This window comes from Ramlibacter sp. WS9 (assembly GCF_003797765.1).
Classification (GTDB): Bacteria; Pseudomonadota; Gammaproteobacteria; order Burkholderiales; family Burkholderiaceae_C; genus Ramlibacter.
The window spans coordinates 320,845-342,028 of sequence record NZ_RKMB01000002.1 but is presented as its reverse complement, the minus strand read 5'-3'; the positions used below and the strand labels follow the sequence as shown (position 1 = coordinate 342,028).

Sequence of the window (21,184 nt, the reverse complement as noted above, 5' to 3'; positions counted from 1 at the left end):
TGGGGCTCGTGTTCAGTCCTGGTCCAGCCAGCGCTGGTAGGACGCGAAGCCGTATGGCCGGCCGAGGAAGTCCTGCACGAGCTCGGCCGCCGGCTTGGAGCCGCCCGGCGCGAGCACGGCATCGCGGTATTTGCGCGCGACCGCCGGGTTCATGATGTCGCCCTGTGCGCTGAACGCGCTGTACATGTCCTTTGCGATGACGAGCGACCACATGTAGGTGTAGTAGATCGCCGAGTAGCCATCGAGGTGGCCGAAGGCTTCGTGGAAGTACGTGCCGGGCACGTGCTTGTAGGGCGTGTACTTCTCCGTCATCTGCGCGACGAAAGCGGTGGTGTCCAGCCCCTTGGGATCGCGGTTGTGCAACCCCAGGCTGACGGCCGCATACGACATCTGCGTGCGCACCTGCATGCCCCTGCCGAGCTCGTCGGCCTTGCGCAGGCGCTCGACCAGGTCCATCGGGATCGGTTGCTTCGTCTGGTAGTGGATGGCAAACGACTGCAGGGTCTTCGCGTCGCGCATCCACTCCTCGAGCATCTGCGACGGCGCCTCGACAAAATCACGTTCCGTCGCCACGCCCGAGATGCCCGCCCAACGCGTGTGGCCGCCCACCACAGCGTGGATCAGGTGGCCGAACTCGTGGAAAAACGTGCGCACGTCGCCGTATTCCAGCAGGCCCGGGTCGTTGGCCGTCGGTTGGCGGAAGTTGCACACCAGCACGCTCTCGGGCAGTGACACCCCCTTCTTGCCCTTGGCCAGCGAGAAGTGAGCGAAATGCTTGAATTTGCTGACGCGCGGGTGCATGTCGAGGTGGATGCGCCCCAGCCGCTCCTTGCCGTCGTAGACATCGTAGGTCTCGACGTCCGGGTGCCACACCTTTGCGTCGGCGATGCGCTCATACCGCAGGCCGAACATGCGTCCGGTGATGTCGAGCACCGCCTTCTTCACGTTGTCGTACTGGAAGTAGGGCCGTACCTGCTGCGACTCCACGCCGTATTGCTCGGCCTTGATCCGATCGCCCAGGTAGCCGCTTTCCCATGGGAGGACCTGTGTGGCCGAGGCGTCGTCCTTGCGTTTGCGAGCCAGCAGGTCACCGTAATCGCGCTCGGCGCGCTTTGCGGCCGCGTTCGAGATCCGGTCGATGAACTCGCCGGCCCGGGCCGCGTTGCCGATCATCTTGTCGGCCGTCACGTAGTCGGCCCAGTTCGAATATCCCAGCAACGTGGCGAGCTCGTGGCGCCTGGCCAGCATCTTGTCGAGAGTGGCGAGGTTGGCCGGGTGGGCACGCAGGCGGTAGAGCTTCCAGAATGCCTCCCGCGCCCGCACGCTCTTCGAATAGGACATGAAAGGCACGTAGTCGGGGCTGTCGGTGGAGAGTTTCACCTTGCCGTTGGCGCCGGGCGGATGCGCTCGCACGAAGTCGGCAGGAAGTCCTTCCAGGTCCGCAGGCTCCACTTCGAGCGTGAGGACGCTGTCGCGGATGTTCCGGTTGAATTCCTGGCTCAGCTTGGTGAGGTCATCGTTGAGTTGCAGCACACGGCCGCGAATGGCGTCATCCCGGTCGACGCCCGCGAGGCGGAAGCGCAGCAGCGTGCGCTCAAGGTAGTGGCGGGTGGGCGCGTCCAGGCCCGCAGGATCGATCTTCGACAGCGCCTCGTAGGTCGGGCGGTCCAGGGAGTATTCGGTCGATACCGCCGAAACTTCCTGGACACAGGTTTCTCCTGCTTCTCTCAGGGGCTTGTCGGGGTGCACTTCCTTGGCAAGGTAGCCCACGGCGCCCGCGCTTCCCAGTGTCTGCTGGGCCGCGTCGTAGGCGGCCAGAGCGGCTTCCTCCCGGGGCGGGGCCGACTTGACCCGGGCCATCTGGTCGCGCGAAGCCGCGATGCCGGCCCGGCAGGAAGCGAGCAGATCGGCGGGGGCGGCGACGAGCCGGGCGGAAGTCCCGGTCCATTCCGCGCCAAAAGAGGCCGGGCCGGCGGTGGCCAAGGCCAGGAACAGGGCAGTCAGGCGCAATGAATTCTCCAAAAGCTGAGGCGGCAGGCGCGCCGGAGGGGCCGGGTCTTTGCAGTATTTCCAGGGGCGGGCTATAATCGCCGACTTCGCCCAAATTGGGTGAAGCGTATGAGACGCCCCAAGTGGGCGAATTTATCAACCTTCTTTCGCCGCGTCCCTCAGGGTTCATCCCAAAAGGGGCGTGTCAAACGCAGAAGCCAATTGCAGCGGCTGCGGCGGGAGTTTTGGAGCAAAAAATGAGTCTGAGCAACTCCCTCGGGTTGCTGGGCCGCAAGGTGGGCATGATGCGCCTGTTCACCGATGATGGGGATGCAGTTCCTGTCACGGTGGTGGATGTGTCGAACAACCGTGTGACCCAGGTCAAATCTGAAGAGAACGACGGCTACGTGGCCCTGCAGGTCACGTTCGGTTCGCGCAAAGCTTCGCGTGTGACCAAGCCGCAAGCCGGCCACCTTGCCAAGGCAAGCGTGGAGGCCGGTGAAATCATCCAGGAATTCCGCGTCACCGCCGATACCGCTGCCAAGTACGCAGCTGGCGCCACCGTGCCTGCCGCCGACATCTTCACCGTCGGCCAGAAGGTGGACGTGCAGGGCACGACCATCGGCAAGGGCTTCGCCGGCACCATCAAGCGCCACCACATGAGCTCGCAGCGCGCGTCGCACGGCAACAGCCGTTCGCACAACGTGCCCGGCTCGATCGGCATGGCGCAGGATCCCGGCCGTGTGTTCCCCGGCAAGCGCATGACGGGCCACCTGGGCGACGACACCGTCACCACCCAGAACCTGGACGTCATCCGCATCGACGAGGCCCGTGGCCTGCTGCTGATCCGCGGCGCCGTTCCCGGCTCCAAGGGCGGCTTCGTCACCGTCCGCCCGGCCGTGAAGGCCAAGCCCGCTACCGCAGGGGCTGACAAGTCTTCCGCTGCGAAGGGAGCGAAGTAACATGCAACTCGAACTCCTGAACGAACAAGGCCAGGCGGCGTCGAAGTACGACGCGCCCGAGACCGTGTTCGGCCGTGAATACAACGAAGACCTGGTGCACCAGATCGTCGTCGCCTTCCAGGCCAATGCCCGCCAGGGCACGCGCGCCCAGAAGGACCGCGAACAAGTCCGGCACTCGACCAAGAAGCCGTTCAAGCAAAAGGGAACGGGCCGCGCCCGTGCCGGTATGACTTCCTCGCCGCTGTGGCGCGGGGGCGGCCGGATTTTCCCGAACATGCCGGACGAAAACTTCACCCAGAAGATCAACAAGAAGATGTACCGCGCTGGTATGGCCGCCATCTTCTCGCAGCTGGCCCGCGAAGGCCGGCTGGCCGTGGTCGAGTCCATGAAGGTGGATTCGCCCAAGACCAAGCAGCTGGCCGCCCGTTTCAAGGCCATGAACCTCGGGGCTTCGGTCCTGGTGATCGCCGAGGAAGTGGACGAGAACCTGTACTTGGCCTCGCGCAACCTGGTGAACGTGCTCGTCGTCGAGCCGCGTTACGCCGATCCGCTGTCGCTGGTGCATTACAAGAAGGTGCTCGTCACCAAGGGCGCCATGGACAAGCTCAAGGAGATGTTCGCATGAGCCGCGTCAATCCCACTCCCGCATCGCGCGCCAAGTTCGACGAAGGCCGCCTGATGAAGGTTCTGATCGCTCCGATCGTTTCCGAAAAGGCCACGCACGTGGCCGACAAGACCAACGCAGTGACTTTCAAGGTGCTGCAGGACGCCACCAAGCCCGAGATCAAGGCGGCCGTTGAACTGATGTTCAAGGTCGAGGTCAAGGGCGTCTCGGTGGTCAACACCAAAGGCAAGACCAAGCGCTTCGGCCGCTCGGTGGGTCGCCGCGACAACGTTCGCAAGGCCTACGTGATGCTCAAGCCCGGTCAAGAGCTGAACCTGAACGGGGAGGCCGCGTAAGCGCGTAAGACTATGGCAGTCATCAAAATGAAACCGACTTCACCAGGCCATCGCGGCATGGTGAAGATCTCGCGGGATCACCTCCACAAGGGTGAACCGTACGCGCCGCTGCTGGAGCCCCAGTTCCAGAAGTCCGGCCGCAACAACAACGGCCACATCACCACCCGCCACAAGGGCGGTGGGCACAAGCACCACTACCGCGTTGTCGACTTCGTTCGCAACAAGGACGGCATCCCGGCCAAGGTCGAACGCATCGAGTACGACCCGAACCGCACCGCCCACCTGGCACTGGTGTGCTACGCCGACGGTGAGCGCCGCTACATCATCGCCCCGCGCGGCCTGGAAGTCGGCTCGGTGCTGCTGAGCGGTTCGGAAGCCCCGATCCGTGCCGGCAACACGCTGCCGGTTCGCAACATCCCGGTGGGCTCGACGATCCACTGCATCGAGCTCAAGCCCGGTGCCGGTGCCCAGATCGCCCGTTCGGCCGGTACCTCCGCGACGCTGCTGGCTCGCGAAGGCACGTACGCCCAGGTGCGCATGCGCTCCGGTGAGGTTCGCAAGATCCACATCGAATGCCGCGCGACCATTGGCGAAGTGGCCAACGAAGAGCACAGCCTGCGCCAGTTGGGCAAGGCCGGCGTGAAGCGCCACATGGGTATCCGTCCGACCGTTCGCGGTGTGGTGATGAACCCGGTTGACCACCCGCACGGTGGCGGCGAAGGCAAGACCGGCGAAGGCCGTCACCCCGTCGATCCGTGGGGCAATCTGACCAAGGGTTACCGTACCCGTAACAACAAGCGCACGCAGGTCATGATCGTGTCGCGTCGCAAGAAGTAAGGGGTTAACGAATGACTCGCTCACTCAAAAAAGGTCCTTTCGTTGACCACCACCTGGTGGCCAAGGCCGACAAGGCCGTGACCACGAAGGACAAGAAACCGATCAAGACCTGGTCGCGCCGCTCCATGATCCTGCCCGAGTTCATCGGTCTGACGATCGCCGTGCACAACGGCAAGCAGCACGTCCCTGTCTACATCACCGACCAGATGGTGGGCCACAAGCTCGGCGAATTCGCCCTGACGCGCACCTTCAAGGGTCACCCGGCGGACAAAAAAGTCCAGAAGAAGTGAAGGTGAACCATGTCTGAAACACGTGCAGTCCTCCGCGGTGTGCGCCTCTCGGTCGACAAGGGCCGTCTGGTCGCCGACCTGATCCGTGGCAAGAAAGTGGACCAAGCCCTGAACATCCTGAACTTCACGCAGAAAAAAGCTGCGGGAATCGTCAAGAAGGTCCTGGAGTCCGCCATCGCCAACGCCGAACACAACGACGGCGCCGACATCGACGAGCTGAAGGTCAAGACCATCTACGTCGAGCAGGGCGCTTCGCTCAAGCGCTTCACCGCGCGCGCCAAAGGCCGCGGCAATCGCATCGTCAAGCCCACGTGCCACGTGTACTTGACCGTTGGCAACTAAAGGCTCAGGACACCATGGGACAAAAAATCCATCCTACCGGCTTCCGTCTTTCGGTCAGCCGCAACTGGGCCAGCCGTTGGTACGCGAACAACCGTGACTTCGCCGGCATGCTGGCCGAAGACATCAAGGTGCGCGAGTACCTGAAGGGCAAGCTGAAGAACGCCGCGGTTTCGCGCGTCCTCATCGAGCGCCCCGCCAAGAGCGCCCGCATCACCATCTACTCGGCTCGCCCGGGCGTGGTGATCGGCAAGAAGGGCGAAGACATCGAAGCGCTCAAAAAAGAACTCGGCAAGCGCCTGGGCGTGCCGGTGGCAGTGAACATCGAGGAAGTGCGCAAGCCCGAAATCGATGCCCAGCTGATCGCCGACTCGATCACCCAGCAGCTCGAAAAGCGCATCATGTTCCGCCGCGCGATGAAGCGCGCCATGCAGAACGCGATGCGCCTGGGCGCCCAGGGCATCAAGATCATGTCCGCCGGCCGCCTGAACGGCATCGAGATCGCGCGCACCGAGTGGTACCGCGAAGGCCGCGTGCCGCTTCATACGCTGCGCGCCGACATCGACTACGGTTTCTCCGAAGCCAAGACCACCTACGGCGTCATCGGCGTCAAGGTCTGGGTCTACAAGGGCGACACGCTCGGCCGCAATGATTTGCCGGCGATCGTCGAGCCCCGTGCCGAGGAAGAGCGCCGTCCGCGTGGCCCCCGCCGCGATGGCCGCCCGGGCGACCGCCCGACCGGTGACCGCCGTGGTCCCGCCCCCCGCCGCCCCGCAGCTGGTGCTGGCAACGTCGCTCCCGCCGATGGCAGCGACAAACCCGCCGAAGCAACGACAGGTGCCGATGCACCGAAATCTACCGTTAAGCGCGTCCGCAAGGCAGCGCCGGCAGGCACCACGCCCGCTGACGGTAAAGGAGAGTAAACATGCTGCAACCCGCTCGCCGCAAATACCGCAAAGAGCAGAAGGGCCGTAACACCGGCATCGCCACCCGGGGCAACTCGGTGGCATTCGGTGACTTCGGCCTGAAGTGCACGGACCGTGGCCGCCTGACGGCCCGCCAGATCGAAGCCGCGCGCCGCGCGATTTCCCGCCACGTGAAGCGTGGTGGCCGCATCTGGATCCGTGTGTTCCCCGACAAGCCGATCTCCACCAAGCCCGCTGAAGTGCGGATGGGTAACGGCAAGGGCAACCCCGAGTACTACGTGGCCGAAATCCAGCCGGGCAAGGTCGTGTTCGAGATCGTCGGCGTGAGCGAAGAGCTCGCCCGCGAAGCGTTCCGCCTGGCAGCCGCCAAGCTGCCGCTGCGCACGACCTTCGTCAGCCGCATGATCGGCGCGTAATTCAGGAGTGATGAAAAATGAAAACTACTGAACTGCGCAAAAAAGACGTTGCCGGCCTCGAAGCCGAAGTCAAATCCCTGCAGAAGGCCCACTTCGGCCTGCGCATGCAGAAGGCGACGCAACAATTGACCAACACCGGCACGCTGCGTATCACGCGCCGCGACATCGCCCGCGCGAAGACCATCCTGGCCCAGAAGCAGGCTGAGTCCGCCAAGACCGCCAAGTAAGGACAAGCACCATGACGGAAGCCAAAACATCCCTCAAGCGCACCCTGATCGGCAAGGTCGTGAGCGACAAGCGCGCCAAGACCGTGACGGTCCTGGTGGAGCGCCGTGTGAAGCACGAGCTCTACGGCAAGATCGTTGCCAAGTCGAGCAAGTACCACGCCCATGACGAAAAGGGCGAGTACCACACTGGCGACGTGATCGAGATCACCGAAAGCCGCCCGATCTCCAAGACCAAGAACTGGGTTGCGACCCGCCTGGTCGAGAAGGCCATCGAAGTCTGATCGCTCACGCGCTGCAGACCCCCGCAAAACGGCTCACAATGTGGGCCGTTTCTTTTTTGTCGACATAGAAAGGCACCCATCATGATCAAGGTCGGAGACGCTCTCCCGGACGTCACCCTGCAGGAATATTCCGAGGTTGAAGGCAACGGCTGCAGCATCGGCCCGAACCCTGTGAAGGTTCAAGACGCCGCCGCCGGCAAGACCATCGCCGTGTTCGCGCTGCCGGGCGCCTTCACGCCCACCTGTTCCGCCAAGCATGTGCCCGGATTCGTGACGAGCGCCGACGAGTTCAAGAAGGCCGGTGTCGATGAGATCTGGTGCCTCTCCGTCAACGACGCTTTCGTCATGGGCGCCTGGGCGCGCGACCAGAAGACGGGCGACAAGGTCCGCATGCTCGGCGACGGCAGCGGCGACTTCGCCAAGGCCGCCGGCCTGACGCTGGACCTTACGTCCAAGGGCATGGGCGTGCGCAGCGCGCGCTACTCGATGCTGGTCAAAGACGGCAAGGTCGCTTCGCTGAACGTCGAAGCGCCGGGCAAGTTCGAAGTGAGCGACGCCGCGACCTTGTTGGCGCAAGCCAAAGGTTAAAGATCGGCTTTCAAGTAGTGCGCGCCCGGAATCGGGTTGTGATAGTAGGGCGGGATGTCCTCGAAGCCCAGGTCCTCGTACAGCGCGCGCGCTGCCTCCATGTCGTCGAGGGTGTCCAGCAGCACGCAGGCGTATCCCGCCTGGCGTGCGGCGTCCAGCGTAGCCTCGACCAACTGGCGGCCCAGGCCCAGGCCACGGAAAGCGTCACGCACGTAAAGGCGCTTCATCTCCGCGGCATTGGGGTAGTCGGTGTCTTCTATCGGCCGTAGCGCGCAGCTCCCGGCAGGCTGGCCGTCGACCAAGGCGAGGAAAAGCGCACCTTGCGGCGGCGCATAGTCGCCCGGCAACGTGGCGAGCTCTTCGTCGAATTGCTGGAAGCACAAGTCCACACCCAGGCCGCGCGCGTACTCCTTGAAGATGTCGCGCAGCGTGTCGAGCGCTTGAGGCGTGTCCGGCGTGACGAGCTGGACCTGGGGAAGCTGTTGCGGTTGCACGCCAATGGATAGAGCTTTGGGGCCCGCCAGTTTAGCGCCTTGCGAAACCGCGCGCACGCCGGGCCGGGCCCGCCTCAACCGCCCAGTTTCACCAGCCAGGTGATGGCACCGGCACAAAGGCCAAAGACGAACAGCGCCGCAAATCGCGAAGCGGCGTCGTCGCGCGAGGGCGCCGCGGTGCTGCCGAGCTGCTTGTCCCCGTGCAGCATCGGCTTGATGAGGTTGTCGTTCTTCTTCCAGAGGTAGTAGAGAACCGCGACAATGTGCAGCACCACGAGGCCCAGGATCACCCACTGCCCGATCCGCTTGTGGTACCAAGTGGCCGCGAGGCCCTTGCTGGTTTCGACGAACTTGTTGAATGGCCCGGTGAAAGCAATTTCGTCATCCCCGATCAGCCCGGTGGCCAACTGCGCCAACAGGAAAGCCAGCATGGCGAACACCGAGCCGGCGCCCAGCGGGTTGTGGCCGACAAGGTGGTCCGGGTGCGCCTTGCCGCGCAAATAATTGACGACGCTGCCCGGCGAATAGAGGAACGAAGCGAAGCGCGACCAGCGCCCGCCCACGAAGCCCCAGACGATGCGAAACAGCAGCAGGGTCAACACCGTGTAGCCGATCCGCGCATGCCACACCATTGCGTCGCCGCCGCGGTAGCCCGAGATGAGCGACGCCAGGATGCAGGCGACCAGCGCCCAGTGAAAGAGGCGTGTGGGCAGGTCCCACACCCTAACCTTGTTCGACATAAGAATTTCCTCCGGATGGATTGTTGAATTTTCCTCGGGTCCGGGCCGCACTCGGCCGTGTGGATGGGGATTAGTAGATTCCCTGTACCGCAAGTTCCGCGAGAACTTTTCCCGCAAACTCCACTCAGCAGGAGTTGCCCCTGCAAAACTTTTGACAACCTCGGAGAAGAAACTCATGAAAATTGCCGCCTCGCTCGCCCTCGCCGCTGCCGCCCTGACGCTGGCCTCCCCGGCTTCGGCCCAGTTCGCCAAGCCTGAAGACGCCGTCAAGTACCGCCAGGGCGCGCTGTTCGTGATGGCCCAGCACTTCGGCCGCATCGGTGCCATGGCGAATGGCCGCGTGCCCTTTGACGCGAAGGCCGCCACAGAAAACGCGGAGATCGTCGCCGAAATGGCCAGGCTCCCGTGGGCAGGCTTCGGCCCTGGCACCGACAAGGTGACGCCGACCCGTGCCAAGGCGGAAATCTGGAGCGAGCAGGCCAAGTTCAAGGAGCACAACGAAAAGCTCGTCGGCGAAACCGGCAAGCTGCTCGCAGCGGCCAAGACCAACAGCCTGGACAACCTGAAGGTGGCCTTCGGCTCCACCGCCAACACCTGCAAGGCCTGCCACGACGCGTTCCGCAAGGACTAAGACCACCCCCGAAGCGCCTGCGGCGATGCCCCCTCGGGCGTTGCCCTCTCCCCCTCAAGGGGGCGCCACCAGCGGCCCGGCGAAGCCGGTTCCGCGGTGGCCCACGCATCTCACGTCTCCGACAGTAGCTTCTCGATCAGCTGGTGCAGCTCGGCGAAATTCGGTTCGCCCACATAGCGCTTGACGATCTCCCCGCGCTTGTTCACCACATAGGTCGTGGGCGTCAGCTGCACGTCGCCCCACGCCTTGGCCACGACACCTGTGTTGTCGATCGCGACCTTGAACGGGAGCTTGCGTGTCTGTGCGTAGTTGACGACGTAGCTGGGCGGGTCGTAGCTCATGGCCACGGCCATCGTGTCGAAGCCTCTGGCCTGGTACTTGTCGTAGGTGGCCACGATCCTGGGCATCTCCGCCACGCAGGTCGTGCAGCTCGTGGCCCAGAAGTTGACCAGCGTCACGCGGCCCTTGAGATCGGCCGTCGTCTTGCTCGACCCATCCAGCAGCACGAACGTGGACTGCGGGGCTGCGGAAGCACCCGTGCCCAGCACGAGCGCCGCACCCGCGGCGGCAACCACAGCCGCAATGGCGGCACCCAACAAGATTTTCTTCATCGAACAGCTGTTCCCATGGAATGGCTGGATTTTAGGCCTTCGGCCGTTTCCGCGCTCAGCTGCGGCCTTCCACCGGGGCGAGGCAATCCAGCAGGATGCGCGTCAACAGCACCGGCAGGCTGATCATGGGATCGTGTCCGGTTGGCAGCTCCACGAAGCGTGAGCCCCCACCGCCGAGCCAGGCGCCGTCCCAGAAGCCGGGATCGACAACCCGCGGCCTGATCGCATCGATCGTGGCCAGCGCGGGCTGGGTGCAGCTCACGAAAGTGCGCGGCACGGCCGCGACCCGCGCAGGGTCGAAGTCCAATGGCGCCTGGTAGGTGTGGCCGGGATGCGGAGTCTGCCGGCGCATGGCCCATTGGCGCTGAGAGTCCTTCAGGCCGTACACCGTCGGATCGGGCGGCGGAAAGCTGTAGTCGGGGGACGCCTGCGCCGCCGCCAGCCGCGCTTCACGTGTGGCACTGGCGTGTGTGCTGCTCCAGCTCTCGCCGCGTTTCGGCACGACCGCGTCCACATAGACCAGGTGGCGCAAGCGTTGCGGCAACCGGTCGGCGATGGCCGTTCCGATCATGCCGGCATACGAATGCACGGCCAGCACCACGTCGTCGAGCTCCTCCATCTCGATGACGCCTCGTACGTCCGCAATGTGCGTCTCCAGCGTGATCGCGGGCGACATGAGGTGCGCACGCTCGCCGAGGCCTGTGAGCGTCGGCGCGTAGACGCGGTGGCCCGCCGCCGTGAGCTGCTGCACCACGTCACGCCAGCACCAGCCGCCATGCCATGCGCCATGAACCAGGACGAATTGGGCCATTTCAGATCACCTTGCCGTTTCGCAGTTGCCGCACACGGTCATCATCGCACCGAAGCAGCTCGCGCAGCACTTCTTCCGTGTGCTGTCCCAGCAGTGGCGGCGGCAAGTCCGTGCGCACTGGGGTGGCGCTCAACTTGATCGGACTGGACACCAGCTGCAAGTCCGGCCGGAACGGATGATTCCACGGCGTCACCATGCCGCGCTCCGCCACATGCGGATCGGCAAACACCTCGGCGAGGTTGTTGATCGCGCCGCAGGGTACCTTGGCCGCCTCCAGCGCGGCCAGCCAGTCGGCTTTGGTGCGCGTGAGCATGACGGCTTCCAGCATGGGCACGAGCACATCGCGGCTGCGCACGCGGTCCTGGTTCTTGCTGAAGCGCGCATCGCTTGCCAGCTCCGGCCGGCCCGCGACCTGGCAGAACTTCGCGTACTGGCTGTCGTTGCCCACCGCCAGGATCAGGTGATCCTTCTGGCCGCCAGCACCGGGCGCCACCTCGAACACCTGGTAGGGCACGATGTTCTGGTGCGCATTGCCGGCGCGGCCAGGCACCTTGCCGCTGACCAGGTAGTTGGCGCCCAGGTTGGCCAGCATCGCGACCTGCGTGTCGAGCAGCGCCATGTCGACGTGCTGGCCTTCGCCGGTCTTCTCCGCATGGCGCAGCGCCGCGAGGATGGCGACCGTCGCGTACATCCCGGTGAACAGGTCGGCCACGGCCACACCGACTTTCTGCGGGCCGCCACCGATGTCGTCGCGCTCGCCGGTGATGCTCATCAGGCCGCCCATGCCCTGGATCGCGTAGTCGTAGCCGGCGCGCTCCCGGTACGGCCCGGTCTGGCCGAACCCGGTCACGCTGCAATAGACGAGCCTGGGGTTCGCGCCACGCAGCGACGCGTAGTCGAGCCCATAGCGGGCCATGTCGCCGACCTTGAAGTTTTCGACGAACACGTTGCACTGCGCAGCCAGTTCGCGAATGAGTGCCTGTCCTTCGGGCTGCGCGATGTCGCAGGTGACCGAGCGTTTGTTGCGGTTGGTCCCCAGGTAATAGGCTGCCTCGGCCGTGTCGGCGCCGGTCGAATCTTTCAGGAAAGGCGGTCCCCAGGTGCGCGTGTCGTCGCCGCTGCCGGGCCGCTCGATCTTGATCACGTCGGCGCCGAGATCCGCCAGCGTTTGTGTGCACCAGGGGCCCGCGAGCACGCGGGAAAGATCGAGGACACGGATTCCGTCAAGTGAATTCATGGAGACTGCGGCGTTGGGTCGTGACAGGATAATCCCATCATGCCCCGAACACTCGCCGCGCTGTTCCTCGTCAGCGCAGCCACCCTGGCCGCTTGCTCTCCCACGTTCAATTGGCGCGAACTCCGGGTCGAGCCGACGCCGCTGAAGGCGATGCTCCCGTGCAAGCCCGACAAGGGCGCCCGCACCGTGCCCATGGCCGGCCGCGAGGTAAGCCTGGAGGTGCTGGGCTGCGACACCGGAGGAGCCACCTTCGCGGTGCTGCATGCCGATATCGGCGACCCCGCCCGATTGGGAGAAGTGCTGGCCCAGTGGAAAACGGCCACCTTGTTGAACCTCAAAAGCGAAGCGGCGCAGGAAGTCGCGTTTCGGCCGCCCGGCGCGCTGGACCTGCGCCAGTCGCTGCAGGTTGTCGCGAGCGGGAAGCGCGCGGACGGCAGCAAGGTCGAGAGCCATGCCGCTTACTTCGCGCGGGGCAGCCATGTGTTCCAGGCGGTGATCTACAGCAACGAGCTCAAGCCCGAGATCGCGGAAGTCTTCTTTTCGGGGCTGAGGTTGGAGTGAGCGGCGCACGGCCGCCCGAAGACGCGAAGGCCCCCTCGGGGGGCAGCGCAGCACACGCAGTGGCAAGCGTGGGGGCAACCTTCAACGTCTTGTCGCGCCGCACGGCCATCGTCGTTTTCCTGGCCTTTGCGTTCGCGTATTTCTTCTCGGCCCTATTGCGAGCCATCACGGCCACGCTGTCGCCGACACTGACGCGCGAGTTCGAGTTGAACGCGCGCGACCTGGGCCTTTTGGCGGGCGGCTACTTCCTTGGCTTCGCAGCGACCCAATTGCCGCTAGGCACTTGGCTGGACCGTCATGGCCCGAAGAAGGTCATCCTCAGTTTCCTGCTGGTCGCCTTGGCGGGGTGCCTGGCGTTTTCGGCGGCAACGAGTTTTTCGGGCCTGCTGGCGGCGCGCATGCTGTGCGGCGTCGGCGTGAGCGCCTGCCTGATGGCGCCCTTGACCGGGTTTCGGCGATGGCTCGAACCGGCGTCCCAGCTCCGGGCCAATTCGTGGATGCTGATGACAGGCTCCTTCGGCATGGTCGCCTCGACGCTGCCGGTGCAGTGGCTGATGCCCGTGTTCGGTTGGCGGCCGCTGTTTTGGGGCCTCGCCGCGGCGATCGCTGTCGCCATGGCGGTGATCGCCTGGAAAGTGCCGGCTTGGGAAGTCACGGCACCCGCCGCGGGCGCGCCGCGCCGTGGCTATTCCGAAGTCTGGAAGCATCCCTATTTCCGGCGGATGGCGCCGATCGGCTTCTTCACCTACGGCGGGCTGCTCGCGATGCAGACCCTTTGGGCAGGCCCCTGGCTGGTGCGCGTCTCGGGTTACGCGCCGCTGGAGGCGGCGGGCGGCCTGTTCATCATCAACATCTGCATGCTGTGCACCTTCTGGGGCTGGGGGATGGTCAATCCCTGGCTGGCACGCAAAGGCTTGTCCACGGAACGCCTTATCGCGGTCGGGCTGCCGCTGAATTTCGCCGTGCTTGCTAGCATTATCATAGCGGGGCCGGCCGCGGGCGCCTGGGCCTGGGCGCTGTTCTGCATGACTTCCACGTTCGTGTCGCTGGCCCAGCCGGCGGTGGGCATGGCATTTCCGCCGGCCGCCGCGGGCCGGGCCCTGTCTGCCTACAACCTCGTGATCTTCGCTGGCGTGTTCGTGATCCAGTGGGGCATCGGCCTTTTGGTCGACGGTTTCGCCGCCGTTGGCCTGGGGCAGGTGGCGTCTTTCCGCTCGGCGATGGCCGTATTCTTCTGCTGCAGCGTTATGTCCTATGGGTACTTCATGCTTGCAAAGGATAATTCCCCTCAATGAACGCGATCCTCATCATCGCCCACGCGCCGCTGGCGCATGCGCTGCGGGAGTGCGCCCTGCACGTCTTTCCGGATTGCGGCGCCCACTTGGCCGCCATCGACGTGCAGCCCAACCTGCCGCCGGAAGAGACGCTGGCGACGGCCCGCATCGCGATGGACCAGCTGTTTCGGCTGCCGCAGGTCAAGGGCGTGCTGGTGCTGACGGACATCTTCGGCGCCACGCCCAGCAATGTGGCGCAAAAGCTGGTGGACGGGGTGAAGTCGCGCCTCATCACCGGCGTCAACCTGCCGATGCTGCTGCGCAGCGTCAGCTATCGCAACGAACTGCTGGATGCACTGGTGTCGCGGGCCGTGGTCGGCGGCACCCAGGGCGTGATGCAGGTAGCTATCACGGCGCCGCAAAACCAGGCGCGGAGAAACAATGATCAGGACCAACACGACCATCAGCAATAAGCTGGGCCTGCACGCCCGCGCCTCGGCCAAGCTCACAAAGCTGGCCGGAAGCTACCCGTGCGAGGTCTGGCTCAGCCGCGGCGACCGGCGCGTCAACGCCAAGAGCATCATGGGCGTGATGATGCTGGCCGCCGGCATCGGCAGCGAGATCACGGTCGAAACCAATGGCGACAAGGAGCAGGAGGCGATGGACGCGTTGCTCGCGCTGATCGCCGACAAGTTCGGAGAGGGTGAATGAAGGGACGCGGCGCATGACATTTTCGGTCCATGGCCTGGCTGTCGCCCGCGGCATCGCCATCGGGCGCGCCGTGCTGATGGCGTCCAGCCGGGTGGATGTCGCCCACTATTTCATCGAGGCAGGCCAGGCCGATGAGGAGATCGCGCGCGTGCGTGCCGGTCGCAATGCCGTGGTCGAAGAGATCCACCGGCTGCAGCAGACCATCAGCCTGATGGGCCCGAAGGAGGCGCCGCAGGAACTGTCGGCGCTGCTCGACGTGCACCTGATGCTGCTGGAAGACGAGGAACTGATCAACGGCGTCAAGCACTGGATCACCGACCGCCTGTACAACGCCGAGTGGGCGCTGACGACGCAGCTCGAGGTGATCTCGCGCCAGTTCGACGACATGGAGGACGACTACCTGCGAGGCCGCAAGGCCGACCTGGAGCAGGTGGCCGAACGCATCCTGCGCTACATGAAGGGTGTCGCCTCGCCGGTCGCGCCGCCCAGCGCGGGCTCGCGCCGCAAGACCCAGCAGGACCTGCTGCTCGACGACAGCATGGACGTGCCGCTCGTGATGATTGCGCACGACCTCTCGCCGGCCGACATGCTCCAGTTCAAGCAGAGCGTGTTCGCGGGCTTCGTCACCGACGTCGGCGGGCGCAATTCCCACACCGCCATCGTCGCGCGCAGCATGGACATTCCGGCGGTGGTCGGCGCGCGCAGCGCCAGTGCACTGGTGCGGCAGGACGACTGGATCATCATCGACGGCGACGCGGGCGTGATGATCGTGGACCCGTCGCCGATCATCCTCGCCGAGTACGGCTTCAAGCAGCGCCAGGGCGAACTCGAACGCGGGCGGCTCTCGCGCCTGCGCCACACGCCCGCGGTGACGATGGACGGCCAGAAGATCGAGCTGCTGGCCAATATCGAACTGCCCGAAGATGCTCCGACCGCATTGAAGGCGGGCGCCGTCGGTGTCGGCCTGTTCCGCAGTGAGTTCCTGTTCATGGGCCGCCGCGGTGACCTGCCCGATGAGGAAGAGCAGTACCAGGCCTACCGCCGCGCGGTGGAAGGCATGGAAGGATTGCCCGTGACGATTCGAACCGTCGACGTGGGCGCCGACAAGCCGCTGGACGACTCGGTGCGCGACGAGGCCCACCTCAATCCGGCGCTGGGCTTGCGGGCCATCCGCTGGAGTTTGGCGGACCCGGCGATGTTCCTTACCCAGCTGCGCGCCATCCTGCGCGCGGCGGCGCACGGCCAGGTCAACATGCTGATCCCGATGCTGGCGCATGCGAGCGAGATTCGCCAGACCTTGTCGCTGATCGACTTCGCCCGCGCCGAGCTGGACAACCGCGGCGTCGCCTACGGGCCAGTCAAGCTGGGCGCGATGATCGAAATCCCCGCAGCGGCATTGACGCTGAAGATTTTCCTCAAGTACTTCGACTTCCTGTCGATCGGCACCAACGACCTGATCCAGTACACGTTGGCAATTGACCGCGCCGACGAATCGGTGGCGCATCTGTATGACCCGCTCCATCCGGCTGTGTTGCGGCTGGTGGCCGAGACGATTCGCGAATGCCATGCGCAAGGCAAGGGCGTGAGCGTTTGCGGAGAAATGGCGGGCGACACCACACTCACACGATTGCTGCTGGGCCTGGGGCTGCGCAGCTTCTCGATGCACCCGGCACAAATCCTCGCCGTCAAGCAGGAGGTGCTGCGCGCGGATACAGCACGGCTCGCGCCATGGGCGCAGCAGATGCTCGACGCCGAGGACCCGGCCGCCTTGATGGCAGGCTAACTAGGTCCGCGTTCCCATCACGGCGGCGCCGATGATCAGCAGCGCGGCGGCCGCAATGCTGGCTGTGAGCGGGCTGCCACTGGCCAGCATCAGCAACGCGGTGGACGCCAGCGGTGTGACGTAGCTCAGGATGCCGATCTGCCGCGGGTCGCCGCGCTTGAGCGCCTTGTCCCAGAGGAAGAAGGCCGCGCCCAATGGGCCCAGTCCCATGGCCGCGATCAGCAGCCAGTCGCGTGTTTGCAGCGTGATGCTGGGCTCCAGCAACCAGTGGCACAACAGCGAGAGCAGCCCGGACACCAGGCCGAACAGGCCGATCGCCGCCGTCGGGAAGGCTGCAACGCGACGCGTCAGCAACGAATAGGTGGCCCAGATGAAGGCCGAGCCCAGGGCGGGCAGGTAGCCCCAGGCCCAGCCGCCGCCCGTCCCCGCCCCGGCGCCCAGGATTGCGAGGGCAGCGCCGGCAAAACCGGTGATCGCCGCGATGACGTGCACGGCGCGCAAACGCATCCCGGGCAGTAGCGCCGGCGCCAGCACGACGATGAGCAGCGGCCACAGGTAATTGACCAGGTTCGCTTCCACCGCAGGCGCATGCCGCAGCGCGATGAACAGCAGGAAGTGGAAGCCGAACAGGCCGTAGACGCCGAGCGCCAAGGTCGACGCCGGCACCTTCCACTGGCGAGCCAGCGGCCAGGAGGGGATGCTGCCGATGACCAGGGCGAGGCCGGTCAGCAGGAAGGGCGGCACGTGGCGCAGCCAGACGCCGAGCGACGCCAGCGTGGCCCACAGGGCGATCGCGCCGAGCGCGTGGAGGTGCGGATGCATGGAAGCAAGCTTAGGGCTTGCGGTCGTCGCGGGACAGCGGCGCGTCGTCGCGCAACGCGCGTCAGTGCGGCAAGAAGCGGCGCAGCGCCGCGGTCAGCGCCGAAGGCGAGCGGTAACCCGTGCGGCGCGCGACCTCCGCAACGGCCAGGCCGCTGTCACGCAATTGCCGCGCGTGAGCCAGGCGCTGCGTGCGCAGCCAATGCATCGGCGCCATGCCGTGCATCTCATGGCAACGCTGCGTGAGCTGGCTGGCGCTCAGGAACACTTGGTTCGCCAGGTCGGCGACCGTCACCGGTTGGCGCATATGCACCTGCGCCCACTCTGCAAGCTTGTTCCAGTCGATCGGGCGTCGTGCGCGCGGCTCCGCGCCGGCCGGCCGCCAGGCTTCCAGCAGCAACGCAGGCCCATGAAGGGCGGCAAGCGGTTGATCCTGCGCAAGCGCTTGCGCCAGATATTGCGCCAGCGGCCTGAAGGTTTGCGGACGTTCCGGCCGTGTGCGGCATCCCGACCACAGGGGCAAATCGGTGTCGAGCACCAGGCAGCGGCTGCCGCCGCGCGCCTCGAAATCGTGGCGCTCGCCCGGACTCACCAGGAAGGCGTCGCCCTTGGCGATGCGCAAGCCACGTCCTTCGATCTCGAGTTCAAGCACGCCGTCCACGCCGACCAGTGCCTGGAAGTGATCGTGCGCATGGCTGCCGTGCGACGCGCCATAGGTGCGCAACGACAACAGGCTGCGCGCCGTGTCCATGATCAGGTGTTGGCGACGCCCGCGGCGTGGGCTTGCTCGTCGGCGTGGTAGCTGGAACGCACCATCGCGCCGACGGCGGCGTGCGAGAAACCCATCTCGTGCGCCTTGGCCTCGAACATCTTGAAGGTGTCGGGGTGCACGTAGCGGCGCACGGGCAAATGCGACGTGGATGGCGCAAGGTACTGGCCAATGGTCAGCATGTCGATGTTGTGCTCGCGCATGTCGCGCATGACCTGCAGGATCTCATCGTCCGTCTCGCCCAGGCCGACCATGATGCCGCTCTTGGTCGGCACATTGGGGTGCAATGCCTTGAACTTCTTGAGCAGGTTCAGGCTGAAAGCGTAGTCCGAACCTGGGCGCGCTTCGCGGTACAGGCGCGGAATCGTTTCCAGGTTGTGGTTCATCACGTCCGGCGGCGCGGCCTTGAGGATTTCCAGCGCGCGGTCGTCACGGCCGCGGAAGTCCGGCACCAGCACCTCGATGGTGGTGCCGGGCGAGAGCTCGCGGGTCTTGCGGATGCATTCGACGAAGTGGCCTGCGCCGCCGTCGCGCAGGTCGTCACGGTCCACCGAGGTAATCACCACGTACTTCAGCTTCAACCGGGCGATGGTCTTGGCGAGGTTGTCCGGCTCGTTCACGTCCAGCGGATCGGGCCGGCCGTGGCCGACGTCGCAGAACGGGCAGCGGCGCGTGCACTTGTCGCCCATGATCATGAACGTGGCCGTGCCCTTGCCGAAGCATTCGCCGATGTTCGGGCAGGAGGCTTCCTCGCACACCGTGTTCAGCTTGGCCTCGCGCAGGATCTCCTTGATCTCGTAGAAGCGGGTGGTCGGCGAGCCGGCCTTTACGCGGATCCACTCGGGCTTCTTCAGCACTTCGGCCTGCTCGACCTTCACCGGGATGCGGGACAGCTTGGCGGCGGCCTTTTGTTTGGCGCCGGCTTGGTAGTTCTCTTGCGTCTGCGCTTCGCGCACGACTTCGTTCGAGCTCATGGTTTCCTTAAGGCGCCAGATGCGCGGCGAGCTTGCGGCCCAGGATCTGCGCCGCTTCGTCCCAGGTGGTGGATACCCCGATTGTAGAAAGGTCCACGGTTTTCAGCCCGGGGTAGCCGCAGGGGTGAATACGTACGAAGGGTTCCAGGTCCATCGCCACGTTGAGCGCGACGCCGTGATACGTGCAGTGCCGGCTGACCTTGATGCCCAGGGCGGCGATCTTGCCCAGGCCGCGGAAAGGGTCGTCGGCAGGAAGGGGGCCGGCCAAGGCCTGGTGCGAATACGGATCGTCCAGCCGCACATAAATCCCCGGCGCGCCCGCCACCCGGTGCCCCGTCACCCCGAAATGCGCGAGCGTGCGAATCACCGCCTCTTCGATCCGGTAGACGTATTCCTTGACGAAGTAGCCGGCGCGGCGCAGGTCCAGCAGCGGATAGGCGACCACCTGGCCCGGACCGTGATACGTCACCTGGCCACCGCGGTTGGTGGCGACGACCGGAATGGCGCCGGCGTCGAGCACGTGATCCGGCTTGCCCGCCAGCCCTTGCGTGAACACGGGCGGGTGCTCGCAGAGCCACAGTTCGTCGGCGGTCGAGTCGGTCCTCGCGGCAGTAAATGCCTGCATCGCCTCGTAAGTGGGCAGGTACTCCACCCGGCCACGAACGAAGGCCTCCATGGCTAGAGAACCACTTTCACCATGGGGTGCGTCGACAGCGTGCGGTACAGCTCGTCGAGCTGTTCACGGCTGGTCGCGGTCACGGTGATGGTGACGCCGAGGTAGTTGCCGGCCTTGCTATCGCGCAGTTCGACGCTCGCCGCGTCGAACGCCGGATCGAATTGCTTGGCGATCGAGGTGATGGCGCGAACGAAACCGTCGACGTTCGCGCCCATCACCTTGATGGGGAAGCGCGACGGGTATTCGATCAGGGACTCCTTGCGGGCGTCCGGGGGCGTAGGGGCGGAAGAGGGTGAGGTCATGGGTCAGGCGTTCTGCTTGGCGCGTTGGTAGCCGGCGTAGAGCTTCTCGAAGATGGGGCCTGGGCGGCCGATTCCAACGGCCTTTCCGTCGAGCCGTGTGACCGGCAGTATTTCCTTGCTGGCGTTGGAGAGCAGCAACTCGTCGGCCTCGAAGACTTCGCCCCGCGAGATACGGCGCAGCTCGAAGGGGATGCCCGCCTGGCGGCACAGCTCTTCGATCAGCCCATAGCGGATGCCTTCCAGCACCAGGTTGTCCTTGGGCGCGCCCAGCAGCGTGCCGCTCTTTGCGACCCACACATTGGCGGAGGCGCCTTCGCTCAAAAAGTCGTCCCGGAACATGATGGTTTCGGCGGCGCCTACATCCGCGCTCATCTGGCGCGCAAGCACCGCGCCGGCCAGGCTCAGGCTCTTGATATGGGCCTTCTTCCAGCGGAAGTCGTCGGCGGTGATGCAGGCCACGCCGTTCGCGCGGTCGGCTGCGGAAGGCGGGGTGATCTTGTTGCTGGTCGCAAACACAGTGGGTGTGAGGCCTGGAACCATCGTGTGGTCGCGCATCGCGACGCCCCGCGTGATCTGGATATAGACCAGCTGGTCGGTTTCCGTTGGATTTTTGCCAAGTACTTTTGCGTAGGACGCAATGAGCTGATCCACCAGCTCGCGCCACTCCGCGGGCGTTTTCGGGTTGGGGATGCGCAGTTCGGCCAGGCTGCGCCCGAGCCGCGCCATGTGGTGTTCGAAGCGGAACGGCCGCCCCGAATAAACGGGCACCACTTCGTAGATTCCGTCACCGAAGATGAAGCCCCGGTCCATCACACTGACCTTCGCTTCGCGCAGGCTGGTGAACTCGCCGTTGAGGTAGCAGGGCAGGTCGGGAAGGTTGTTTTCGTTCATCGCAAATCCTGGCTGGACCATTGTGCTGCGCAGTGAAAAGGTCCTTTGACATCGCACCATAGCCGATGCGCATAGTGGGATTGTC

Annotated in this window: 29 protein-coding genes; 17 read left to right on the top strand and 12 right to left on the bottom strand. The window is 65.2% G+C overall.

What is annotated here, in order from left to right; all coding sequences use genetic code 11:
• Positions 1–12: 12 nt before the first annotated feature.
• Positions 13–2,010 (bottom strand): M3 family metallopeptidase, encoded by a 1,998-nt coding sequence (locus tag EEB15_RS04640; RefSeq protein WP_199236452.1) that lies wholly within the window; start codon positions 2,008–2,010, stop codon positions 13–15.
• Between the two features lie 236 nt (positions 2,011–2,246).
• Between EEB15_RS04640 and rplC the strand changes: the two genes are divergently transcribed.
• From rplC to EEB15_RS04585, 11 genes are all read left to right on the top strand, one after another.
• A complete protein-coding gene (gene rplC, locus EEB15_RS04635; protein ID WP_141508356.1) occupies positions 2,247–2,951 on the top strand; it encodes a 50S ribosomal protein L3 in 705 nt (234 codons plus the stop codon).
• 1 nt (position 2,952) lies between these two features.
• Positions 2,953–3,576: a 50S ribosomal protein L4 gene (gene rplD / locus EEB15_RS04630; RefSeq protein WP_141508355.1), complete on the top strand. Its 624-nt coding sequence runs from the start codon at positions 2,953–2,955 to the stop codon at positions 3,574–3,576.
• On the top strand, positions 3,573–3,911 hold the full coding sequence (gene rplW / locus EEB15_RS04625; RefSeq protein ID WP_141508354.1) for a 50S ribosomal protein L23: 339 nt from the start codon (positions 3,573–3,575) through the stop codon (positions 3,909–3,911). The genes rplD and rplW overlap by 4 nt, the downstream gene beginning before the upstream one ends.
• Before the next feature lie 12 nt (positions 3,912–3,923).
• Complete coding sequence (gene rplB, locus EEB15_RS04620) at positions 3,924–4,748, top strand: 50S ribosomal protein L2 (RefSeq protein ID WP_141508353.1); 825 nt, start codon at positions 3,924–3,926, stop codon at positions 4,746–4,748.
• 11 nt (positions 4,749–4,759) lie between these two features.
• Positions 4,760–5,038, top strand: a complete 279-nt coding sequence (gene rpsS / locus EEB15_RS04615) for a 30S ribosomal protein S19 (RefSeq protein WP_013899633.1) — start codon at positions 4,760–4,762, stop codon at positions 5,036–5,038.
• A 9-nt stretch (positions 5,039–5,047) separates the two neighbouring features.
• Positions 5,048–5,380: a 50S ribosomal protein L22 gene (gene rplV, locus EEB15_RS04610; protein ID WP_141508352.1), complete on the top strand. Its 333-nt coding sequence runs from the start codon at positions 5,048–5,050 to the stop codon at positions 5,378–5,380.
• A 14-nt stretch (positions 5,381–5,394) separates the two neighbouring features.
• Positions 5,395–6,300, top strand: coding sequence for a 30S ribosomal protein S3 (gene rpsC, locus EEB15_RS04605; RefSeq protein WP_141508351.1), 906 nt, complete (start codon positions 5,395–5,397; stop codon positions 6,298–6,300).
• Positions 6,301–6,302: 2 nt separating this feature from the next.
• Positions 6,303–6,719, top strand: coding sequence for a 50S ribosomal protein L16 (gene rplP, locus EEB15_RS04600; RefSeq protein WP_141508350.1), 417 nt, complete (start codon positions 6,303–6,305; stop codon positions 6,717–6,719).
• Positions 6,720–6,736: 17 nt separating this feature from the next.
• Complete coding sequence (gene rpmC / locus EEB15_RS04595) at positions 6,737–6,946, top strand: 50S ribosomal protein L29 (RefSeq protein ID WP_141508349.1); 210 nt, start codon at positions 6,737–6,739, stop codon at positions 6,944–6,946.
• Between the two features lie 11 nt (positions 6,947–6,957).
• Positions 6,958–7,227, top strand: a complete 270-nt coding sequence (gene rpsQ / locus EEB15_RS04590; RefSeq protein ID WP_141508348.1) for a 30S ribosomal protein S17 — start codon at positions 6,958–6,960, stop codon at positions 7,225–7,227.
• An 81-nt stretch (positions 7,228–7,308) separates the two neighbouring features.
• The gene (locus tag EEB15_RS04585) at positions 7,309–7,815 is read left to right on the top strand and encodes a peroxiredoxin (protein WP_141508347.1); all 507 of its coding nucleotides are present in this window, start codon (positions 7,309–7,311) and stop codon (positions 7,813–7,815) included.
• Here the strand turns inward: EEB15_RS04585 and EEB15_RS04580 are convergent.
• Together EEB15_RS04580 and EEB15_RS04575 are read right to left on the bottom strand one after the other, a co-directional pair.
• Positions 7,812–8,309, bottom strand: a complete 498-nt coding sequence (locus tag EEB15_RS04580; RefSeq protein WP_141508346.1) for a GNAT family N-acetyltransferase — start codon at positions 8,307–8,309, stop codon at positions 7,812–7,814. The genes EEB15_RS04585 and EEB15_RS04580 overlap by 4 nt on opposite strands.
• A gap of 74 nt (positions 8,310–8,383) precedes the next feature.
• Entirely contained in the window at positions 8,384–9,049 is a 666-nt protein-coding gene (locus EEB15_RS04575) for a cytochrome b/b6 domain-containing protein (protein WP_141508345.1), read from the bottom strand.
• 175 nt (positions 9,050–9,224) lie between these two features.
• Between EEB15_RS04575 and EEB15_RS04570 the strand changes: the two genes are divergently transcribed.
• Positions 9,225–9,680: a cytochrome c gene (locus tag EEB15_RS04570; RefSeq protein ID WP_141508344.1), complete on the top strand. Its 456-nt coding sequence runs from the start codon at positions 9,225–9,227 to the stop codon at positions 9,678–9,680.
• A gap of 110 nt (positions 9,681–9,790) precedes the next feature.
• On the opposite strand, the gene EEB15_RS04565 is transcribed toward EEB15_RS04570, so the two are convergent.
• From EEB15_RS04565 to EEB15_RS04555, 3 genes are read right to left on the bottom strand one after another with little or no spacing between them, the layout of a single operon-like run.
• Positions 9,791–10,291, bottom strand: a complete 501-nt coding sequence (locus EEB15_RS04565; protein ID WP_141508343.1) for a TlpA disulfide reductase family protein — start codon at positions 10,289–10,291, stop codon at positions 9,791–9,793.
• 55 nt (positions 10,292–10,346) lie between these two features.
• Complete coding sequence (locus EEB15_RS04560; protein ID WP_141508342.1) at positions 10,347–11,102, bottom strand: alpha/beta fold hydrolase; 756 nt, start codon at positions 11,100–11,102, stop codon at positions 10,347–10,349.
• Position 11,103: 1 nt separating this feature from the next.
• The gene (locus tag EEB15_RS04555) at positions 11,104–12,339 is read right to left on the bottom strand and encodes a CaiB/BaiF CoA-transferase family protein (RefSeq protein ID WP_141508341.1); all 1,236 of its coding nucleotides are present in this window, start codon (positions 12,337–12,339) and stop codon (positions 11,104–11,106) included.
• 39 nt (positions 12,340–12,378) lie between these two features.
• Here EEB15_RS04555 and EEB15_RS04550 point away from each other — a divergent pair, with 39 nt between their 5' ends.
• The 5 genes from EEB15_RS04550 (at position 12,379) to ptsP (ending at position 16,668) form a co-directional block, all read left to right on the top strand.
• Positions 12,379–12,900, top strand: coding sequence for a hypothetical protein (locus tag EEB15_RS04550; RefSeq protein WP_141508340.1), 522 nt, complete (start codon positions 12,379–12,381; stop codon positions 12,898–12,900).
• Positions 12,901–12,968: 68 nt separating this feature from the next.
• Positions 12,969–14,195, top strand: coding sequence for an MFS transporter (locus EEB15_RS04540; protein ID WP_141508339.1), 1,227 nt, complete (start codon positions 12,969–12,971; stop codon positions 14,193–14,195).
• Positions 14,192–14,647, top strand: a complete 456-nt coding sequence (locus EEB15_RS04535) for a PTS sugar transporter subunit IIA (RefSeq protein ID WP_141508338.1) — start codon at positions 14,192–14,194, stop codon at positions 14,645–14,647. Before EEB15_RS04540 ends, EEB15_RS04535 begins: the two co-directional genes overlap by 4 nt.
• Positions 14,616–14,885, top strand: coding sequence for an HPr family phosphocarrier protein (locus tag EEB15_RS04530; protein ID WP_141508337.1), 270 nt, complete (start codon positions 14,616–14,618; stop codon positions 14,883–14,885). Before EEB15_RS04535 ends, EEB15_RS04530 begins: the two co-directional genes overlap by 32 nt.
• A 13-nt stretch (positions 14,886–14,898) precedes the next feature.
• Positions 14,899–16,668 (top strand): phosphoenolpyruvate--protein phosphotransferase, encoded by a 1,770-nt coding sequence (gene ptsP, locus EEB15_RS04525; RefSeq protein ID WP_141508336.1) that lies wholly within the window; start codon positions 14,899–14,901, stop codon positions 16,666–16,668.
• Here ptsP and EEB15_RS04520 read toward each other — a convergent pair whose 3' ends face one another.
• The 6 genes from EEB15_RS04520 to EEB15_RS04495 form a co-directional block, all read right to left on the bottom strand.
• On the bottom strand, positions 16,669–17,490 hold the full coding sequence (locus EEB15_RS04520) for a DMT family transporter (RefSeq protein WP_141508335.1): 822 nt from the start codon (positions 17,488–17,490) through the stop codon (positions 16,669–16,671).
• Positions 17,491–17,551: 61 nt separating this feature from the next.
• The gene (locus EEB15_RS04515; protein ID WP_141508334.1) at positions 17,552–18,238 is read right to left on the bottom strand and encodes an AraC family transcriptional regulator; all 687 of its coding nucleotides are present in this window, start codon (positions 18,236–18,238) and stop codon (positions 17,552–17,554) included.
• Between the two features lie 2 nt (positions 18,239–18,240).
• On the bottom strand, positions 18,241–19,230 hold the full coding sequence (gene lipA, locus EEB15_RS04510) for a lipoyl synthase (RefSeq protein ID WP_141508333.1): 990 nt from the start codon (positions 19,228–19,230) through the stop codon (positions 18,241–18,243).
• A 7-nt stretch (positions 19,231–19,237) separates the two neighbouring features.
• A complete protein-coding gene (lipB, locus tag EEB15_RS04505; protein ID WP_141508332.1) occupies positions 19,238–19,906 on the bottom strand; it encodes a lipoyl(octanoyl) transferase LipB in 669 nt (222 codons plus the stop codon).
• 2 nt (positions 19,907–19,908) lie between these two features.
• Positions 19,909–20,208, bottom strand: coding sequence for a YbeD family protein (locus EEB15_RS04500; protein ID WP_141508331.1), 300 nt, complete (start codon positions 20,206–20,208; stop codon positions 19,909–19,911).
• Positions 20,209–20,211: 3 nt separating this feature from the next.
• On the bottom strand, positions 20,212–21,099 hold the full coding sequence (locus tag EEB15_RS04495; protein ID WP_233259351.1) for an aminotransferase class IV: 888 nt from the start codon (positions 21,097–21,099) through the stop codon (positions 20,212–20,214).
• Positions 21,100–21,184 lie beyond the last annotated feature (85 nt).

Excerpts from the sequence above, each read along its gene's own strand:
- rplC (WP_141508356.1), top strand. The coding sequence starts at position 2,247 with ATGAGTCTGAGCAACTCCCTCGGGTTGCTGGGCCGCAAGGTGGGCATG.
- rplD (WP_141508355.1), top strand. The coding sequence starts at position 2,953 with ATGCAACTCGAACTCCTGAACGAACAAGGCCAGGCGGCGTCGAAGTAC.
- rplW (WP_141508354.1), top strand. The coding sequence starts at position 3,573 with ATGAGCCGCGTCAATCCCACTCCCGCATCGCGCGCCAAGTTCGACGAA.
- rplB (WP_141508353.1), top strand. The coding sequence starts at position 3,924 with ATGGCAGTCATCAAAATGAAACCGACTTCACCAGGCCATCGCGGCATG.
- rpsS (WP_013899633.1), top strand. The coding sequence starts at position 4,760 with ATGACTCGCTCACTCAAAAAAGGTCCTTTCGTTGACCACCACCTGGTG.
- rplV (WP_141508352.1), top strand. The coding sequence starts at position 5,048 with ATGTCTGAAACACGTGCAGTCCTCCGCGGTGTGCGCCTCTCGGTCGAC.
- rpsC (WP_141508351.1), top strand. The coding sequence starts at position 5,395 with ATGGGACAAAAAATCCATCCTACCGGCTTCCGTCTTTCGGTCAGCCGC.
- rplP (WP_141508350.1), top strand. The coding sequence starts at position 6,303 with ATGCTGCAACCCGCTCGCCGCAAATACCGCAAAGAGCAGAAGGGCCGT.
- rpmC (WP_141508349.1), top strand. The coding sequence starts at position 6,737 with ATGAAAACTACTGAACTGCGCAAAAAAGACGTTGCCGGCCTCGAAGCC.
- rpsQ (WP_141508348.1), top strand. The coding sequence starts at position 6,958 with ATGACGGAAGCCAAAACATCCCTCAAGCGCACCCTGATCGGCAAGGTC.
- EEB15_RS04585 (WP_141508347.1), top strand. The coding sequence starts at position 7,309 with ATGATCAAGGTCGGAGACGCTCTCCCGGACGTCACCCTGCAGGAATAT.
- EEB15_RS04575 (WP_141508345.1), bottom strand. The coding sequence starts at position 9,049 with ATGTCGAACAAGGTTAGGGTGTGGGACCTGCCCACACGCCTCTTTCAC.
- EEB15_RS04570 (WP_141508344.1), top strand. The coding sequence starts at position 9,225 with ATGAAAATTGCCGCCTCGCTCGCCCTCGCCGCTGCCGCCCTGACGCTG.
- EEB15_RS04565 (WP_141508343.1), bottom strand. The coding sequence starts at position 10,291 with ATGAAGAAAATCTTGTTGGGTGCCGCCATTGCGGCTGTGGTTGCCGCC.
- EEB15_RS04560 (WP_141508342.1), bottom strand. The coding sequence starts at position 11,102 with ATGGCCCAATTCGTCCTGGTTCATGGCGCATGGCATGGCGGCTGGTGC.
- EEB15_RS04555 (WP_141508341.1), bottom strand. The coding sequence starts at position 12,339 with ATGAATTCACTTGACGGAATCCGTGTCCTCGATCTTTCCCGCGTGCTC.
- EEB15_RS04550 (WP_141508340.1), top strand. The coding sequence starts at position 12,379 with ATGCCCCGAACACTCGCCGCGCTGTTCCTCGTCAGCGCAGCCACCCTG.
- EEB15_RS04535 (WP_141508338.1), top strand. The coding sequence starts at position 14,192 with ATGAACGCGATCCTCATCATCGCCCACGCGCCGCTGGCGCATGCGCTG.
- EEB15_RS04530 (WP_141508337.1), top strand. The coding sequence starts at position 14,616 with ATGATCAGGACCAACACGACCATCAGCAATAAGCTGGGCCTGCACGCC.
- ptsP (WP_141508336.1), top strand. The coding sequence starts at position 14,899 with ATGACATTTTCGGTCCATGGCCTGGCTGTCGCCCGCGGCATCGCCATC.
- EEB15_RS04520 (WP_141508335.1), bottom strand. The coding sequence starts at position 17,490 with ATGCATCCGCACCTCCACGCGCTCGGCGCGATCGCCCTGTGGGCCACG.
- EEB15_RS04515 (WP_141508334.1), bottom strand. The coding sequence starts at position 18,238 with ATGGACACGGCGCGCAGCCTGTTGTCGTTGCGCACCTATGGCGCGTCG.
- lipA (WP_141508333.1), bottom strand. The coding sequence starts at position 19,230 with ATGAGCTCGAACGAAGTCGTGCGCGAAGCGCAGACGCAAGAGAACTAC.
- lipB (WP_141508332.1), bottom strand. The coding sequence starts at position 19,906 with ATGGAGGCCTTCGTTCGTGGCCGGGTGGAGTACCTGCCCACTTACGAG.
- EEB15_RS04500 (WP_141508331.1), bottom strand. The coding sequence starts at position 20,208 with ATGACCTCACCCTCTTCCGCCCCTACGCCCCCGGACGCCCGCAAGGAG.
- EEB15_RS04495 (WP_233259351.1), bottom strand. The coding sequence starts at position 21,099 with ATGAACGAAAACAACCTTCCCGACCTGCCCTGCTACCTCAACGGCGAG.